This is a genomic window from Rhizobium sp. ARZ01 (genome assembly GCF_014851675.1).
Taxonomy (GTDB): domain Bacteria; phylum Pseudomonadota; class Alphaproteobacteria; order Rhizobiales; family Rhizobiaceae; genus Mycoplana.
On the sequence record NZ_JACVAE010000004.1, the window covers coordinates 14,993 to 31,219 of the forward strand.

The 16,227-nt window shown below is 61.8% G+C and carries 7 protein-coding genes; 3 read left to right on the plus strand and 4 right to left on the minus strand.

Translation table 11 applies throughout. From position 1 onward, the window contains the following. Nucleotides 1–212: 212 nt before the first annotated feature. The 4 genes from adiC to IB238_RS20405 form a co-directional block, all read right to left on the minus strand. A complete protein-coding gene (gene adiC / locus IB238_RS20390; protein WP_192251410.1) occupies nt 213–1,784 on the minus strand; it encodes an arginine/agmatine antiporter in 1,572 nt (523 codons plus the stop codon). A gap of 14 nt (nt 1,785–1,798) precedes the next feature. Then, nucleotides 1,799–4,090 (minus strand): Orn/Lys/Arg decarboxylase N-terminal domain-containing protein, encoded by a 2,292-nt coding sequence (locus IB238_RS20395; RefSeq protein ID WP_192251413.1) that lies wholly within the window; start codon nt 4,088–4,090, stop codon nt 1,799–1,801. 543 nt (nt 4,091–4,633) lie between these two features. Then, complete coding sequence (locus tag IB238_RS20400; RefSeq protein ID WP_192251416.1) at nt 4,634–5,983, minus strand: sigma-54 dependent transcriptional regulator; 1,350 nt, start codon at nt 5,981–5,983, stop codon at nt 4,634–4,636. Next, on the minus strand, nt 5,980–7,833 hold the full coding sequence (locus IB238_RS20405; RefSeq protein WP_192251419.1) for an ATP-binding protein: 1,854 nt from the start codon (nt 7,831–7,833) through the stop codon (nt 5,980–5,982). Before IB238_RS20405 ends, IB238_RS20400 begins: the two co-directional genes overlap by 4 nt. Before the next feature lie 223 nt (nt 7,834–8,056). On the opposite strand from IB238_RS20405, the gene IB238_RS20410 reads away from it, so the two are divergent. The 3 genes from IB238_RS20410 to IB238_RS20420 all read left to right on the plus strand — a co-directional run bounded on the left by IB238_RS20410 (nt 8,057) and on the right by IB238_RS20420 (nt 16,206). Further along, nucleotides 8,057–9,388: a dicarboxylate/amino acid:cation symporter gene (locus IB238_RS20410; RefSeq protein ID WP_192251422.1), complete on the plus strand. Its 1,332-nt coding sequence runs from the start codon at nt 8,057–8,059 to the stop codon at nt 9,386–9,388. Between the two features lie 553 nt (nt 9,389–9,941). Beyond that, nucleotides 9,942–12,929 carry a calcium-binding protein gene (locus IB238_RS20415; RefSeq protein ID WP_192251425.1) on the plus strand — a complete coding sequence of 996 codons (2,988 nt, stop codon included), beginning with the start codon at nt 9,942–9,944 and terminating at the stop codon, nt 12,927–12,929. 253 nt (nt 12,930–13,182) lie between these two features. Next, nucleotides 13,183–16,206 carry a calcium-binding protein gene (locus IB238_RS20420; RefSeq protein WP_192251428.1) on the plus strand — a complete coding sequence of 1,008 codons (3,024 nt, stop codon included), beginning with the start codon at nt 13,183–13,185 and terminating at the stop codon, nt 16,204–16,206. The last annotated feature ends 21 nt before the right edge of the window (nt 16,207–16,227 follow it).

Here is a 16,227-nt window from a genome sequence, read left to right on the forward strand (position 1 = left end):
GTGGTGGACGATTCAACCTAGCTGCCACATCGTTGTAGCCGCGGTACGTAGGGTTTGCCATTTCTCGGCGCCAGATCTGAAACCCCGGACGGAAACGGCAGAAGCTGGCGATAAAGGTGCAGTCCCCTGAGGAAGCGGCCTTCTCTCCATTCCCGAAGAGAAGGCCGAACACTGACGGGACGCCGGCCGGAGCGCCGGCCGGCTCGCCGCCTCTACTGCGCTGGTGCGGGTTGCACGGGCGCCGGTTGCGCCGTCGCGGATCCAGCCGGCAAGGGCTGCGCCGGCGGCACGATCATCTCGATCGTCCCCGCAGCGTCCGGCGGCGTCAGCGACCGCGAGCGCAAGTTGAGGTCGCGATACTGTCCGACCGACAGCCAGAACATCACAACGAGCGCTGCGATCGTCACACCGAGGGCGAGGTAGCGCACCCAGACGGGCGCGCGTCCGCCCGGATGGAGGTGCTTTTCCTCGATGTCGCGCTTGCGCGTGATCGACGACGAGTAGAACACCATGGTTGCGATCACGAAGATCAGCGACCAGCGCGTCTGTTGGCCGTCCGAGCCGACCAGGGCGGTCATGCAGTAGACCGCGCCGACCAGTCCGGCCACCACGAAGAACGTGTACTGGCTGTTGGGCATCTTGCGATAGCCCAGCACCTTTATGGCGATCGTCGAATAGATGTATGGCAGCAGCGTCATGATCACCGCGATCGAGGCGATCTTGCCGAACTGTTCGCTGGCCGTTGGCGACATGGTGGCCAGAACTTGCAGGCTCATCAGGCCCGCGACGATCACCAGGCCGAGCGAGGGCACGCCGCGCCGGTTGACCTTGGCGAAGATCCCGGGGAAGAGCCCGTCGTCGGCCGCAGCCTTTGCTGACTGGCCGACGAGCAGCGTCCAGCCGGCAAGCGAGCCGAGGCAACCAACCGCCGCGAATAGCGCCACTGCGCCGCCGGCGACATCGCCGAGCGCGATCCGGGCGGCGTCGGCGAAGGGAGCCGACGAAGCGACGAGATCTTCGTTCGGGATCATGCCCATGATGACCGACGAGCTCAGCACATAGGCGACCGAGGCGAGGATCACACCGGCCACGGTGGCGATCGGCACGTTGCGCGACGGATTATCCACCACTCCGGCCGAGACCGAGGCGCTTTCCACCCCGATGAAGGCCCATAGGGTGAAGGTGAGCGTTGCCATCACAGCGCTTGTGTCGCTTTTGCCCGAAACGTTCCAGGCTGCTGCATAGGTCTCGCCGCTAAACCAGAACCAACCGAACAACGCCGTCCCGAAAATCGGGATCAGTGCGATGATCGTGGTGAAGGACTGCAGGCGCCCGACGAGCTTGGGACCCAGTATGTTCGCGTAGGCGAAGAACCAGATCACCGCGATCGAGCCCATGGCCAGGATGAGCGGTTCCTTGAGCGCGGGGAAGAAGTGCGAGAGATACCCCAATCCCGCGATCGCCAGCGCAACGTTGCCGACGACGTTGGCGAGCCAATAGACCAAGTTGGTCTGGTAGCCCATGTAGTCGCCGAAGGCCTTGCGGGTATAGGCGTAAGGGCCGCCCGCGGCAGGGTCGATCGCCGCGAGCTTGGCGAAGACGAGGGCGAGCGCAACTGCGCCCACCACCGTCAGGAGCCAGCCAATCAACGCGATGCTGCCGATCGCGGAAAGATTGGCCGGGAGCATGAACACGCCCGAGCCCATCATGTTACCCGCGACCATCAAGGTCGCGGGCAACAGGCCCATCTTGTGTGTGCCGGATATGGCTTTTTCGTTTGACATGGCCGTCTCTCCCGTCAGCGCTTGACCGCAAGGACGTGGTAGACGCCGTCCTCGACCTCGACGCCGTGCGTGTCGTGGCCAAAGCCGGGGAAACGCCGGTCGTAGGATTCGAGCGCCTTGAGATAGCCGATGAGCGCGCCATCGGCGGGACCGGCATTCTCGCCAGGCATCATCAGCGGGATGCCCGGCGGATAGGGCACGACGCCCGTCGCCAGCGTGCGGTTCGCAAGCTCGTCGAGCGTCACCTTCTCGACATTGCCACGCACGAGCTCCTCATAGGCCATGACCGGGCTCATGTCGGGCTTCGGCAGGATTTCGAAGGCTTCAGACATCGTCTTCGTGGTCTTGAGCTTGCCCATCGCCTCGAACATCAGGTCGGCGAGATCGCGCAGACCCATGCCGTCGTAACGATCCCCGTGTTCTGCCACGAGGCGCGGAATGGCACGTTCGAGCGGCGTGTTGGCGTCATAGTCCTTGCGGAAGTCGAGCAGCGCGTTGACCAGCGTGCCCCACTTGCCCTTCGTGACACCAAGAGAGAAGAGCACGAGGATGGTGAAATCCGTGGTCTTCTCGACGACGATGCCGCGGGCGCCGAGATAGGCGGTGACGACGCTGGCCGGAATGCCGACGGCCTTCATGTCGCCTTGGGCATCCATGCCAGGTGTCAACATCGAGACCTTGATCGGATCGAGCATGCAATAGTCCGGCTCAATGTTGCCGAAACCATGCCATGCCGCGTTGGGGGCAAGATGCCAGCAGGACGGCTCGCTTTCGAGGTGGGCCGGATCGCATTCGTGGAAGGGCACCTTACGGCCCCGCGCATCGATCACTTCCGGCGGCTGCCAGACGTCGAAGAACCAGCCGCCTTCGTCAGCGATCTCCGCGTTCAACCGTGCGATCATCTGCCGGAAGGCGATCGCTTCGCGGATCGAAGCGCCGGTGAGCTTTTCGCCCGACCCCTCCATCATCGCGGCCGAGGCGTCGTTCGAGGCGATGATCGGATAGAATGGCGACGTCGAGGCGTGCATCATGAAGGCTTCGTTGAAGCGCGCATGGTCGATTGGGTTGCGCCCGTCGCGCACATGGATCATCGATGCCTGTGAGAGCGCCGCGAGCAGCTTGTGCGTCGAATGGGTGGTGAAGACGGTCGGCTTGGTCCGGTCGCGCACGGCGGCCTCGCCATGCATGCCATAGCGCTCGCGGTAGATCGGGTTGAACCGCGCATAAGCGTACCAGGCTTCGTCGAAATGCAGCCGGTCGACGCTTTCGCCCATCAGCTCCTCGATGCGGGCGACGTTGTAGCATAGCCCGTCATAGGTGGAGTTTGTGATAACCGCATGAACAGGCTTGGCATCAGGCCCCTCCTTCACCAGCGGGTTTTCGTTGACGAGGCGGCGCAGTGCGGCCGGCGTCAGGCGCTCGGGGGGAATCGGCCCGATCAGGCCGAGCGCATTGCGGGTCGGCATGAGGTAGGCGGGAATCGCACCCGATAGCGTCATCGCATGCTCGACCGACTTGTGGCAGTTGCGGTCGCACAGCGCCACCTGGTCCCGCGTCACGCTCGCCATCAGGATGACGCGGTTCGACGTCGACGAGCCGTTGGTGACATAGTAGCTGCGGTCCGAGCCGAACACCTTCGCGGCGAAACGTTCGCCGGCTCCGATGGCGCCGCTGTGATCGAGCAGCGAGCCGAGTTCGCCGACCGAGATCGACAGGTCGGATCGGAAGAGGCTTTCACCGAAGAACTCGAAGAAGGCGCGGCCGACGGGTGAGGTCAGGAAGGCGGTACCGCCGGTATGTCCCGGCGTGTGCCAGGAATATTCGTGCGTTCTGGCGAATTCGACCAGCGCCGCGAACATCGGCGGCAGGACGGTTGAGCGATAGCGCTGAAGGGCTGCCAAGATGCGGCCACTAATGAAATCGGCCGTGTCCTCCAGCAGCCAGATGAAGTCGTCGGCCTTGGTCATGACCTCGGCCGAGAGGGTTGAGGCAGCGCTCCGATTGGCCAGCAAGAAAATCGGCACGTCGGCATTAAATTCGCGCATCGCGTCGAGTACGGCGCGGGCCGATTGGTGTTGGCCGCCATCCCTAAGATCCCAGTCCAGCAGCAGGCACTGGATGGTCGGATCGGAGCTGACAATGGCGACGGCGTCGTCGACATTGGTGGAGCGGACCACCTCGATCTCACGTCTTTCGAGTTCATCGATCAGGTCTGCAACCGCGCGACCGGCAGCAGACTCTCGAGTGAAACACTCTCGGACCAGAAGCGCTCGCATAGCGAAGCGGAGGCTTGAGCGTGACGTCATGGGCGTTCTCCTTTGAAGAGATACAGTTGCCCTCCCGCCGTCGCCTCTACGCCTCTCGGGCAGTGCTCCGGTTGATGCAAATCAAATTGATGAGGGCCATCAATATATGCGTTACCGTGTTCTCGGCCTTGTCGCAAAGTTCCGAATGGACGACCGTCAGCGAGATCGCGCGCGCCGTGAAACTATGTTAAGTTATTGAAATCTCGCGAGACGCGCCGGGATCATTCCGGTTGATAACACTCCAGTCACCGGAACAGCCAAAGCGAGGATTGGAAGCCACCGATCTTCGGCATGCTTCACCCGAATGTGATCGCGCCGATCACCGAACGACATCTCGAGGATCATGTTGGATGTCCTTCCGCGATCATGATGGACGGAGCATTCCTGTCCCCGAGGGTATCTGCACATGACCGATGCGTCAGCGATCCGGAGCCCGGCGATGCCATGAACGCGGCGGCGCAGGCTCACGCTCACCCTCACCCTCACCCTTCGAGCAGTTTGCTCACCGCTCGATAACGTGACAACTCCCCCGAGCGTTCTTCGTCAGGGTTTCTTCGAGAAATCGCTTCGAACAATACCGTGGCGCTGCAACTTGTCGTAGAAGGTCTTGCGCGGAATGCCAAGGGCGGCAACAGTCCGTTGCACGTCACCATCGAAAGATGTGAGCGTCGCGCGAATGATCGCGGCCTCTTGCTGTTCAAGTCGCTCAGGAAGAGAGGCAAGCGCGCCGTCCGCGATCGGATCAGAACGTGGCTCTGCCGGCTCAAGCCCCAGTACCACACGCTCGGCGAAATGCGACAGCTCGCGGACGTTGCCAGGCCAGGCGTGCTCCTTCAGATGCCGGGCGACCGCGGGCGTCGGCGACGGCACCTCCCGTCCGAACCGTCGAGCCGCCCTTTCGGCAAAATAGCTGAACAACAGGGGCACGTCCTCGCGGCGTTCCCGCAAGGGTGGGATCGAGACAGCCACCACGTTGAGGCGATAGTAGAGGTCTTCGCGAAAACTCTTTCGCTGCACCGGATCACCGAGGTCGACTTTGGCCGCCGCAACAATGCGAAGATCCACCGGCCGGACCTCATTGGTGCCGAGCGGCGTGACCTCACGCATTTCGAGGACACGCAGCATCTGCACCTGTGCCGATAGCGGCATGCTTTCGATCTCGTCGAGAAAGAGCGTGCCGCCGCTCGAGTGCTCGATACGACCGATGCGTTTTTTCTGCGCGCCGGTGAAGGCACCCGGCTCGTGGCCGAAGAGTTCGCTCTCGATAATCTGTTCGGGCAGCGCGCCGCAATTGAGAGCGACGAAGTTTCCCCGGGCCCGCCGGCTCCAATCGTGGAGCAGCCGCGCGACAACCTCCTTGCCGCTCCCCGTTTCGCCGGTCACCAGCACGTCGACATCCGTTTCGGCGATCTGGCGAAGTGTCTGGCGCAAACGCTCCATTGCCGGTGTTTGGCCGATCAGCGGCAGATCATCCTCAATCTTGGTCGCCGCTTCCCTCAGGCGCCGGTTCTCGATGACAAGCCTCCGCATTTCCGCCGCGCGACGAACCGCCTGGACCAACGTTTCGGCCGGGAATGGCTTGGCGATGAAGTCATAGACGCCGTCCTGAATGGCTTTGACTGCCATCGGTATGTCCCCGTGGCCGGTGATCAGGATGACAGGCATCTCGTCATCGATCTCGCGGATGCGTCCAAACAATTGCAGACCATCGATACCCGGCATGCGAATGTCCGAAATCACAACGCCCTCGAAACCCGCATCAAGCACGGCAAGCGCGCCGGCGGCAGACTGTAGAGGCGATACCTCGAAACCGGCGAGTTCCAGGGTCTGCGCCGTTGCGCGAAGCAAGGCGTGGTCGTCGTCGATCAGAAGCACGGGAACTGCGCTGATCATCTATCAGCCTTTCGCAGGTTAACGAGGAACCGGGCGCCCTTTTCGCTGCTTTCCACCTCGAGGCGACCGCCGTAGTCGCTGGCGATATCCCGTGAGATGACGAGGCCGAGGCCGAGGCCTTTTTCCTTGGATGTGTTGAAGGGCTCAAACAGCGATCCGAGAACGGACGGCGAGATGCCGGGACCATTGTCAGCAACGACAACAGCAACCAAGTCGCCGCTGTCATGGAAAGAGACATTGACCCGACCTTCAGCGCGATCTTCAACGGCTTCAAGGGCGTTCTGGAAGAGGTTTATGAAAATCTGCTCCAACCGCAGGCGATTTCCCAGTACACGCAATCTGGCCGGCGGTGGTTCGATCACCAGGCGCTCCATGCGCCCCGTGAAGCGACTACGCAGCAGAAGGACGGCTCCATCGATCACATCCGCAAGTCCCACGGGCTCCGGTTCGGTGCGGCCCTTGCGTGCCAAGGCCTTCAGATCTGCAGTGATAATGCCGATCCGCTCCGTGAGACCGGCGATGAGGTCGAGGTTTTCGAAGACCGGCTTTGTCTGTTGCCGCTCGAGAAAGACCTTGGAATTGTCCGCGTAGGCCCGGATCGTCGCAACCGGCTGATTGATCTCGTGCGCGACCCCTGCAGCCACTTGGCCGAGGATTGCCAGTCGATTTGCATGGACAAGATCTTCCTGCACTGCTTGCAATTGCGCTTCCGTCGCCCGGTGATCCGAGATTTCCGCCTGCAACCGGTCGCGCGCGCGGCTGAGGTCGATCGTACGCTCGCTCACCCGGCGCTCGAGGTCCTCGCGCGCCATCTGTTCTCTTGCTTTTGCGGCCAAGGCACCTTCGCGCCGACGCAACCATATCGCTATTGCGAGCAGGAGCGCGGCCGCGCCGAGGATTGCAGCGAGCCTGGCCTCGCGGATCGCCATCGCGACGGCTGCATCTATGGGCACGAGATATTCAAATTGCCAGGGCGTTGACGCGACCGGGGCGGAGATACGTAAGTAGTCCGTCGCCACGCCACCGGGCGGGACAGTACGGATGAGGCTTGCGCCCTGTCTCTGTCGTTCGATTTCAGTGAACGGCAGGGGAGCCAGTGATGCCTCGCCAAACTGGAGGCTGTCGCGGATATCAACCAGCTTGTCCGATGCAAGGGGCACCGTCGTCATGAAACGCCATGACGGGATGCTGGTGATCAAGACAACGCCATTTACGTCGGTGACGTAGGCGGGGCGTTGTGCGTCGCGCCAATCACTCTCGAGCCGGTCAAACTCCATCTTGACGACGACAACGCCGCTTGTCGCGATGGCAGGTCCCACGCGATGTGAAATGTAGAGCCCGGGGCGATTGCTACTGGTGCCGAGTGCGAATTGCTCGGCCGTACCATCCTTCATTGCCCGGGAAAAATACTCTCGAAACGCGTAGTCATTGCCAACGAAGCTCGTTGGCTCCCGCCAGTTGCTGGCGGCAATCGCAACGCCCGTTTTGTCCAGCACATAAAGTACCGAGGCGCTTGTGCCTGCGACGAGGTCCTCCAACTTGCGGCTAAGCGCCTGCCGTTTCGCCGGATCCTGCGCTTCCAGTGCCTCCTCAACGTCCCTGTCACGCGACAGCAAAAACGGAAGGGCACGCGGCCGCTCCAAGACGGCACGCAGCAGCGAAATCTTCAAGTTGGCGTCGATCCGTCCCTGAACTTCGAGATCAGACAACGAGGATGACCGTCCATAGGCTCCAGCCAGATAAAGCGCGAGGAAAGTTACTGCCAAGGCGGCGAGACTGAATAGGAGCCACACCCGGCTTGCCCGGCGGCGCAGTGCCAGATCGTCGGACATAGGCAGGGCGTAGCTCATTGGTAAGCTTGAGCATAATTTCGCACATCACTCAACAGAATAGTGCGAATTATCGCACATCGCCAAATTTCGACGCGCACCCCTTGCTCAAATAAACAATTCAATATCAGCCACTTAAGAATGGGCAAGCGCAATTGGCATGCCGCTTGCGAGCCTCGGTAGCAATACCAGCAATCCGCCCCGGGAAGAGCCAGTTTTCGGTGAGGGCGAGAAGGAGGACATCATGCACATTTCTTCTACAGTCGCAGACAAACCCGGCCCCCTGCCGTTCTACCGCCACCTCTATTTCCAGGTGATCCTGGCAATCGTCGCCGGTATGCTCGTCGGTCACTACTATCCGGACTTCGGCGCCAGTCTGAAGCCGCTCGGCGATGCCTTCATCAAGCTCGTGAAGATGATCATTGCCCCGGTGATCTTTTTGACGGTCGCGACCGGCATTGCCGGCATGTCTGACCTGAAGAAGGTCGGGCGCGTCGCTGGCAAGGCGATGCTCTACTTCCTGACCTTCTCGACGCTCGCGCTTGCGGTTGGCATGGTGGTCGCCAATGTCATACAGCCGGGTGCCGGCATGCACATTGATCCGGCATCCCTCGATGCCGATGCGGTGTCCAGCTACGCAGCCAAGGCGCACGAGTCGACCATCACCGGCTTCCTCATGAACATCATTCCGCAGACGATCGTCGGCGCTTTTGCAGACGGCGACATCTTGCAGGTGCTGTTCATCTCGGTGCTCTTCGGCATCGCCCTCGGCATGGTCGGCGACCACGGCAAGCCCGTCGTCGATTTCCTGCATGCGCTCACCGCCCCCATCTTCCGGCTTGTAGCAATCCTGATGAAGGCGGCCCCGATCGGCGCATTCGGCGCGATGGCGTTCACCATCGGCAAGTACGGTATCGGCTCGGTCACCAACCTCGCCTTCCTCATCGCCACATTCTACCTGACCTCGTTGCTGTTCGTATTTGTCGTTCTCGGCGCGGTGGCCCGGTACAATGGCTTTTCGATCCTGGCACTCATCCGTTACATCAAGGAAGAATTGTTGCTCGTCCTTGGTACTTCCTCTTCAGAGGCCGCGCTGCCCGGGCTGATGCAGAAGATGGAGCGCGCTGGATGCAAGCGCTCGGTCGTCGGCCTCGTGATCCCGACTGGGTACTCGTTCAACCTTGACGGTACCAACATCTACATGACACTTGCGGCACTCTTCATCGCACAGGCGGTCGATATCCAGCTCTCGTGGGGAGACCAGATCCTGCTGCTGCTGGTGGCGATGCTGAGCTCGAAAGGTGCAGCGGGCATCACGGGCGCCGGTTTCATCACGCTCGCGGCAACGCTTTCGGTGGTTCCGTCCGTTCCCGTCGCCGGCATGGCGCTCATCCTCGGCATCGACCGTTTCATGTCGGAATGCCGCGCGCTGACCAACTTTGTCGGCAACGCCGTCGCCACCATCGTCGTCGCACGCTGGGAGAACGAACTTGATGTCGCGATGCTTGATGCCGCGTTGAGTGGAACCGTAGTCGAAGATGAAGTCTTGACGCCGGCACTTCAACCTGCCGAATGATTTCCTCCCAAGGAAGAGAGGCCCGATCAGGTCTCCCGAAAAGCCCGCTCGCAGAGCGGGCTTTTTGCATTTTGCACGCATCCAACAGCAAGCGGCTCCAGAAACGACGACTAAGCGATGCCCGCGAAATACCTTGGTCAGGCGGGCTGGCGCCATTTCCAGGATAACGGTCTATCGGGCGTTGGTCAGCGTTGACCAGCACCGTATTCTGACTCCGTTCTTCAGTCGGCCAAAGTCGCAGCTTCGGGCCGACTGGGGCCAACAAAGTGCAGATTTCGCTGATGAACGGCTCGTTGCGGCCCCCCCCCCGCCGACCTGAGCCTTACCCCCGGAAAATCCAGCTCCCGGTGGCCCAATATCGGGGAGCACGTCACCTCGATTTCTCGAGCTGCCCGATTGTTTCCTAGGGAACATCGGTCGCGGAATTTCTGAACAATATGGCGGACATGAACGAAGACCGCCCAGAACTAAAAAAAGCAAATCTGCATAGACGCCGCACCTTTGAGTGCCGGCGAGTGAATATCCCATGCCGCAAAATATTCAGGAGACAGGAATGACAAGCTCACATGGTTCGGATGACGCCGATACGCTGACCGGCGGCTTCGGCGACGATCAGATATTCGGTATCGGCGGAAACGATACGCTCAGCGGCGCGCTCCAGGGCGACTTCCTCTTCGGCGACACGGGTGAAGACACGCTGAATGGTAACAGCGGCAATGACATTCTCGATGGCGGCGTGGGAAGAGACCGACTTGATGGCGGCTCGGGGCGGGATACGATCATGGCGGAGGTGCCGCCAGTCGCGCATCCGCTGCTGGAGTTCGGTGCCGGCGACATTGTCGACGGCGGCTCGGGCACGGATCGCCTCATGGTCGACTATGCCGAACTCAGCGAGGGCGTGACAATCACCATCCAGGACTGGGTCGCGCCGCAGACTCTGATCGGCAACATCCAGGCGACCAATGTCGAAGCTTTCAACATCACCGGTACGAGCTTTGCCGATACGATCACCGGCGGCAACTATGGCGACAGCCTGATGGGTGGTGCCGGCGAGGACAGGCTGACGGGCGGTCGTGGTGACGACAGCCTGATGGGCGACCTCGGCAACGACACGCTGAAAGGCGGATACGGGCTGGACAGCCTGACCGGTGGCGACGGCAATGACGTGCTTGCCGGCGATGCAGGAAACGACATTCTTTCGGGCGGGAACGGCAACGACGAAGCGCGCGGCGGCACGGGATCGGATTCCGTTTTCGGGGGGCTTGGCGATGACCGTCTGTTCGGCGACGACGGTGACGACAACCTCTTTGGTGGCGATGAAGCCGATACCTTGAGCGGGGGCAATGGCAACGACGTGCTCGAGGGCGGTATCGGCGATGACGTGATCGAGGGCGGGGTCGGCAACGACACGATCACCTATCGCTACGGCGAAGGCAAGGACAAGATCACCGATGCCGGCGGCAGCGATCGGCTGATCCTTCAGGGCTTCACCGGCGATTTTACCGCGAAGCTCGCGACGCAAGTGAACACGCTGGTTGGCGGCACGACCTTCGCCGGCATGGAACACTACAGCATCTATGCCAAGGGGACCGGCATCAACAAAATCGTGACCGGCGCCGGCGCCGACGTCGTGTACGCCGGCGCCGGCAACGACACGATCACGGGTGGCGACGGCAATGACAAACTCGATGCGGGCATCGGCAAGGACGTCGTGTCGGCCGGCAGCGGAAACGATATCGTCAGTCTCGGCGACGGCGGATCCGACAATGGCGATGGCGGCGCCGGTATGGATACCGTGTATGTTGATCGGCGTTCGGTGACGGCGGGCCTGAATTTTTCGGCGACGAGTGCCGCGGCAACGCTTTCAGACGGCAGCAGCATCAAGAACTTCGAGCACTACCGCGTTTCCTTCGGATCGGGCAGCGACGTCGTCAAGTCTGTCGGAAATGCGCAAAGCGTCAGCCTCTACGGCTTTGCCGGCAATGACACGCTGATCGGCACCGCAGGGTCGGACATGCTCGACGGCGGCACCGGCAACGACAAGCTGTCCTCCGGCGCCGGCAACGATTCCCTTGTCGATTTCGGTGGCACCAACGTCATCAAGGCCGGCGATGGCAACGACAGCGTGTCGGTCGGTGACAGCGGCGTGGCTGCCCAAAACACGGTCGATCTCGGCGCCGGCAACGATACCTTCAAGCGGAGCGCCTCCACCGGCAAACTCTCGCTTGATGGCGGCGCCGGCTCGGATTTCGCGACAATCGACTTCAGCAAGTACACCGCTGGCATAACCTTCAAGCTGTCGTCCTCGGTCACTGCCACCAATGCGCCGGTGACGGTCAAGAATGTAGAGCGCGTGGCGCTCTACGGCGGCGGCGGTAATGACATCTTCGTCGGCGGCGGATTGAGCGACGAACTGCGCGGCGGGCGTGGCAATGACAGCCTGACCGGCGGTGCTGGCAACGACGTGCTCGTCGGCAACCTCGGCAATGACACGGTGAAGGGCGGTCTCGACAACGACACGCTCTATGGCGATAGTTCCAACGAGTATGGCGGTCGGGACAAGATCTACGGTGAAGACGGCAACGACCGCGTCTATGCCGGGATCGGCGATACCGCCGATGGCGGTCCCGGCACCGACACCCTGGACCTGAATGTCAGCGAGCAGACCAAAAACATCGCCTTCAGTTTTGCCACCGGCACGGCCACGGTAGACACGACGACCTCCTTCAAGGGCTTCGAAATGCTGAACTATTTCGGCAGCGCGGGCAAGGATACGGTCACCGGCGGCAACCTTGCCGACCGGCTGGAGGGCAACAGCGGCAACGACACGCTTCGCGGCGGAAACGGTGATGACGTCCTGCGCGACGGTGCGGGCAACGACAGCCTCTCAGGCGACGCCGGAAACGACACGTTGACGCGAACCGCATTCACCGGAACCGATGTGTTCGATGGCGGTGCCGGCACCGACACGCTCTCCTTCGCAAGCGCCAGCGGCACATCGGTTGTGCTCGATCTTGAGAACCAGGCGCTGAACAGAGGCATGTCGCATGGCCTGACGGTCACGGGTTTCGAGATCATCAACGGCAGTGGCAGTGACGATGTCATTCGCGGCGACGGCGCCGCCAATACATTGAATGGCGGCGGGGCTGACGACGTCCTCGACGGCCGCGGCGGCGCGGATCGGCTGAACGGCGGCGCCGGCGACGACTGGCTGACCGGCGGCGCCGGCAACGACGTCTTCGTCTTCGACCGCTCCGGCCGGGACGGTGAGGGCGACGTGATCACCGACTTCACCCGCGGCCAGGACAAGCTTCTGATCGACAGGAGCGATTACGGCATTGCCGCGACCGACGCGACGGTGACGCTCGTCGTCGGCGCCGATCCGGTGGCAAGCGGCAGCAAGGGCACGTTCCTGTTCGAAACCGACAACGGCCGACTGTGGTTTGATGCCGACGGCAAGGGCACCGAGGCGGACATGGAACTGGTGGCGATCGTCAAGAACGTCGCCGCGCTGTCGGCCAGCGATTTCCTCCTTGCCTGACGAGGTTGCGCGAATGATCCGCGACGAGCCCGTCCCGCATCGGCGGGGCGGGACCTCCCAAAAGACCGCAAGATCATACCGGACACCGACAGCGACCCGTTGTCGATTTCGGCCGCAACAGGAACGGCTCCAGCAGAATGGCTCCAGTACGCCGCCAACGCTTGCTCGACGCCTTCCCGAACACGCCGTTGCGATGCAGCCGGTCATGCGATCGTGAAACTGCGCGTCCCAATACAATCACTAGGAGACGGAAATGGGAAATATCACGGGTACGGCCGGCAATGATATTCTGATCGGCAGCGATATCGAGGGCGATCTCATCGAGGGCCTTGCGGGAGCCGACATCATCGATGGCGGCATGGATAACGACGAGATCTCCGGCGGGGCGGGCAACGACAGCATCAGCGGTTCGTTCCAGGATGACGACCTGATCGGCGGCGATGGAGACGATACGTTGAACGGCGGCAGCGGCGGTGACAGGCTGATGGGCAATGCCGGCAAGGACCGGCTCAATGGCGGCAGCGGCCAAGATGTCATTGTGGCGGAAGCAATCGATGAGCTTGTCGATGACATCGTCGACGGCGGTTCCGGCGTCGACATGCTAGCGCTCGACTACTCGGCCCACGGCGTAGGACTGAACATTACCATCGGTGACTGGATTACGCCGCAGGTGCTCGCCGGCGGCATCCGGGTGACGAACGTCGAAACTTTCAATATCACCGGGACCAGCTATGACGATGTAGTCGTCGGCGGCAACTATTCCGATGTTCTGGTTGGTGGGCTCGGCAATGACATGCTTTCAGGCGGCCGCGGCTACGACAACCTGTACGGTGGCGAGGGCGCCGACGTGCTCGCGGGCGGCGCTGGTTATGACTATCTGCAGGGTGATGCCGGGGATGATGTGCTCCTGGGTGATGCCGGAGGCGATTATCTCTATGGCGGCGTCGGCGACGACGAAGTTCATGGCGGCGACGGCGACGACAATCTCAACGGCGACGCCGGCAACGACCTTCTTTCGGGCGGCGCGGGTAATGACCATCTGTCCGGCAGCGATGGCGCGGACATGCTCCACGGCGGCGCGGGTACCGACTATCTCAATGGCAGCACGGGCGACGACAGGTTGGAGGGTGGCGCGGGCGACGATACGTTTCAATACACCTACGGCCAGGGACAGGACCGGATAACCGACTCGAGTGGCAGCGACCGTCTCGTTATCGAGTGGTTTACCGGCGACTTCACCGCAAAGGCGGCGACCGAGGTCAATACACTCGCTGGCGGAACGACTTTTATCGGTATCGAGCACTACTCGATCACCGCCACCGGGTCCGATGCCAACAACATAACAACCGGCGCGGGCAACGACTATGTCGATGCTGCGGGGGGCGATGACACGATCGACCTCGGGGCCGGCAACGATGTTTTCTATGAGGGCCTTGGCCAGGACAGTGTCTTCGGCGGCGCGGGCGATGACGTCATTCGTCTTGGCGCCGGCGGCGCGGACCAGGCCGATGGCGGCACGGGAACAGATCGAGCAACCGTCAACCGTCGCTCGTTGACGGTTGGCCAGACCTTCTCGGCTATCGACAGTTCCGCCACCCTTTCCGACGGCACTGTCCTCACCAATTTCGAGCACTATCGTGTCGAGTTCGGGTCCGGTGACGACGTGGTCGCATCCATCGGCTCAGCCGAGACCGTCGCGTTCTACGGCTACAGCGGCAAGGACACGCTGATCGGCGGCAACGGGGCGGACGTCCTCGATGGTGGCAATGGTGACGATACGCTAACCTCCGGCGCCGGCGACGACATGATCATCGATCTCGATGGCAGGAACACGATCAATGCCGGCGATGGTAATGATCGGGTCACGGTCGGCGACGGGTCGAGCGGGGCCAGCAACAACACCGTGGATCTCGGCGCCGGAGACGACGTCTTCTGGCGCGGGGGGTCGACGGGCACGCTCGTGCTCGATGGCGGCGCCGGGATCGATTACGCATCTATCGACTTCAGCAGATATGCGGCGGACATCACCTTCAAGCTTTCGCCGGATACGACAGTGACCGGCGCACCGGTTACCATCAGAAACTTCGAGCGCGTCAGCCTCTTTGGCGGCAGCGGCCACGATGTCTTCGCGGGCGGTAGTCTCAATGACGAGTTGAGCGGCGGTGCGGGCCATGATTCGCTGAACGGTGGAGCGGGCGACGACGTGATATCCGGCGGTGCCGGCAACGATTCGCTGCGAGGCGGCGCGGGCAACGACATCATTCGCGGCGCAAATTACTCCGCCACCGACGGCAAGGACATCATCTATGCCGAGGACGGTAACGATACGGTCTATGCCGGTATCGGCGACAAGGCCGATGGCGGTGCAGGAATCGATCAACTCATTCTCGATCTGTCGCAGTTGAGGCAGGACATAAGCTTCAAGTTTTCGCCGGCGGCGGTCATCGTCGACACGGCGACCTGGTTCAGTGATTTCGAAGCGCTTGAATATTGGGGCAGCGAAGGGAAGGACACGATAGCGGGCGGTGATCGCGACGACACGCTCTACGGCAATGACGGTGACGACGTTCTTTCGGGCGGCGGGGGCAACGACACGCTGTGCGACGGTGACGGCGACGATCGGCTCTTCGGCGATGCCGGGAATGACATCCTGGTCCGTAAAGATTGGTCCAGTCGTGACGTGTTCGACGGTGGAACCGGCGTCGATACGCTTTCGTTCGAAGAGGGGCCGACGTCCGTCGTTCTCGATCTGGAGAACCAGGTCAACAACAAGGGGCTGGCGCTCGGCCTGACCATCCGCAACGTCGAGATCATCGAAGGCAGCTACCGCGATGACGAAATTCGCGGCGATGCGAACGGCAACAATCTCAGTGGCCTCGAATCCGACGATGTCCTCGACGGTCGTGCTGGCGCGGACCGGCTGAACGGCGGTGCGGGCGACGACTGGCTGACCGGCGGTGCCGGCAATGATGTCTTCGTCTTTGACGAAGACGGGCTCGATGGCGAGGGCGATGTCATCACCGATTTCGTGCGCGGCCAGGACAAGCTTGCCATTGAGCGCGCCGGTTTCGAGATCGCGACCCGAGACACCAAGGTGACGCTGGTGACCGGGACGGACCCTGTCGCCTCGAGCGGGAAGGGCACATTCCTGTTCGAAACGGACAATGGTCGCCTTTGGTTCGACGCCGACGGATCAGGTGACAACGCCGACATTCAACTGGTCGCAATCCTGGAGAACGTCCGGACGCTCTCGACCAACGACTTCATGTTGTTTTGATGGTTCTTCGATCCTCCTGAA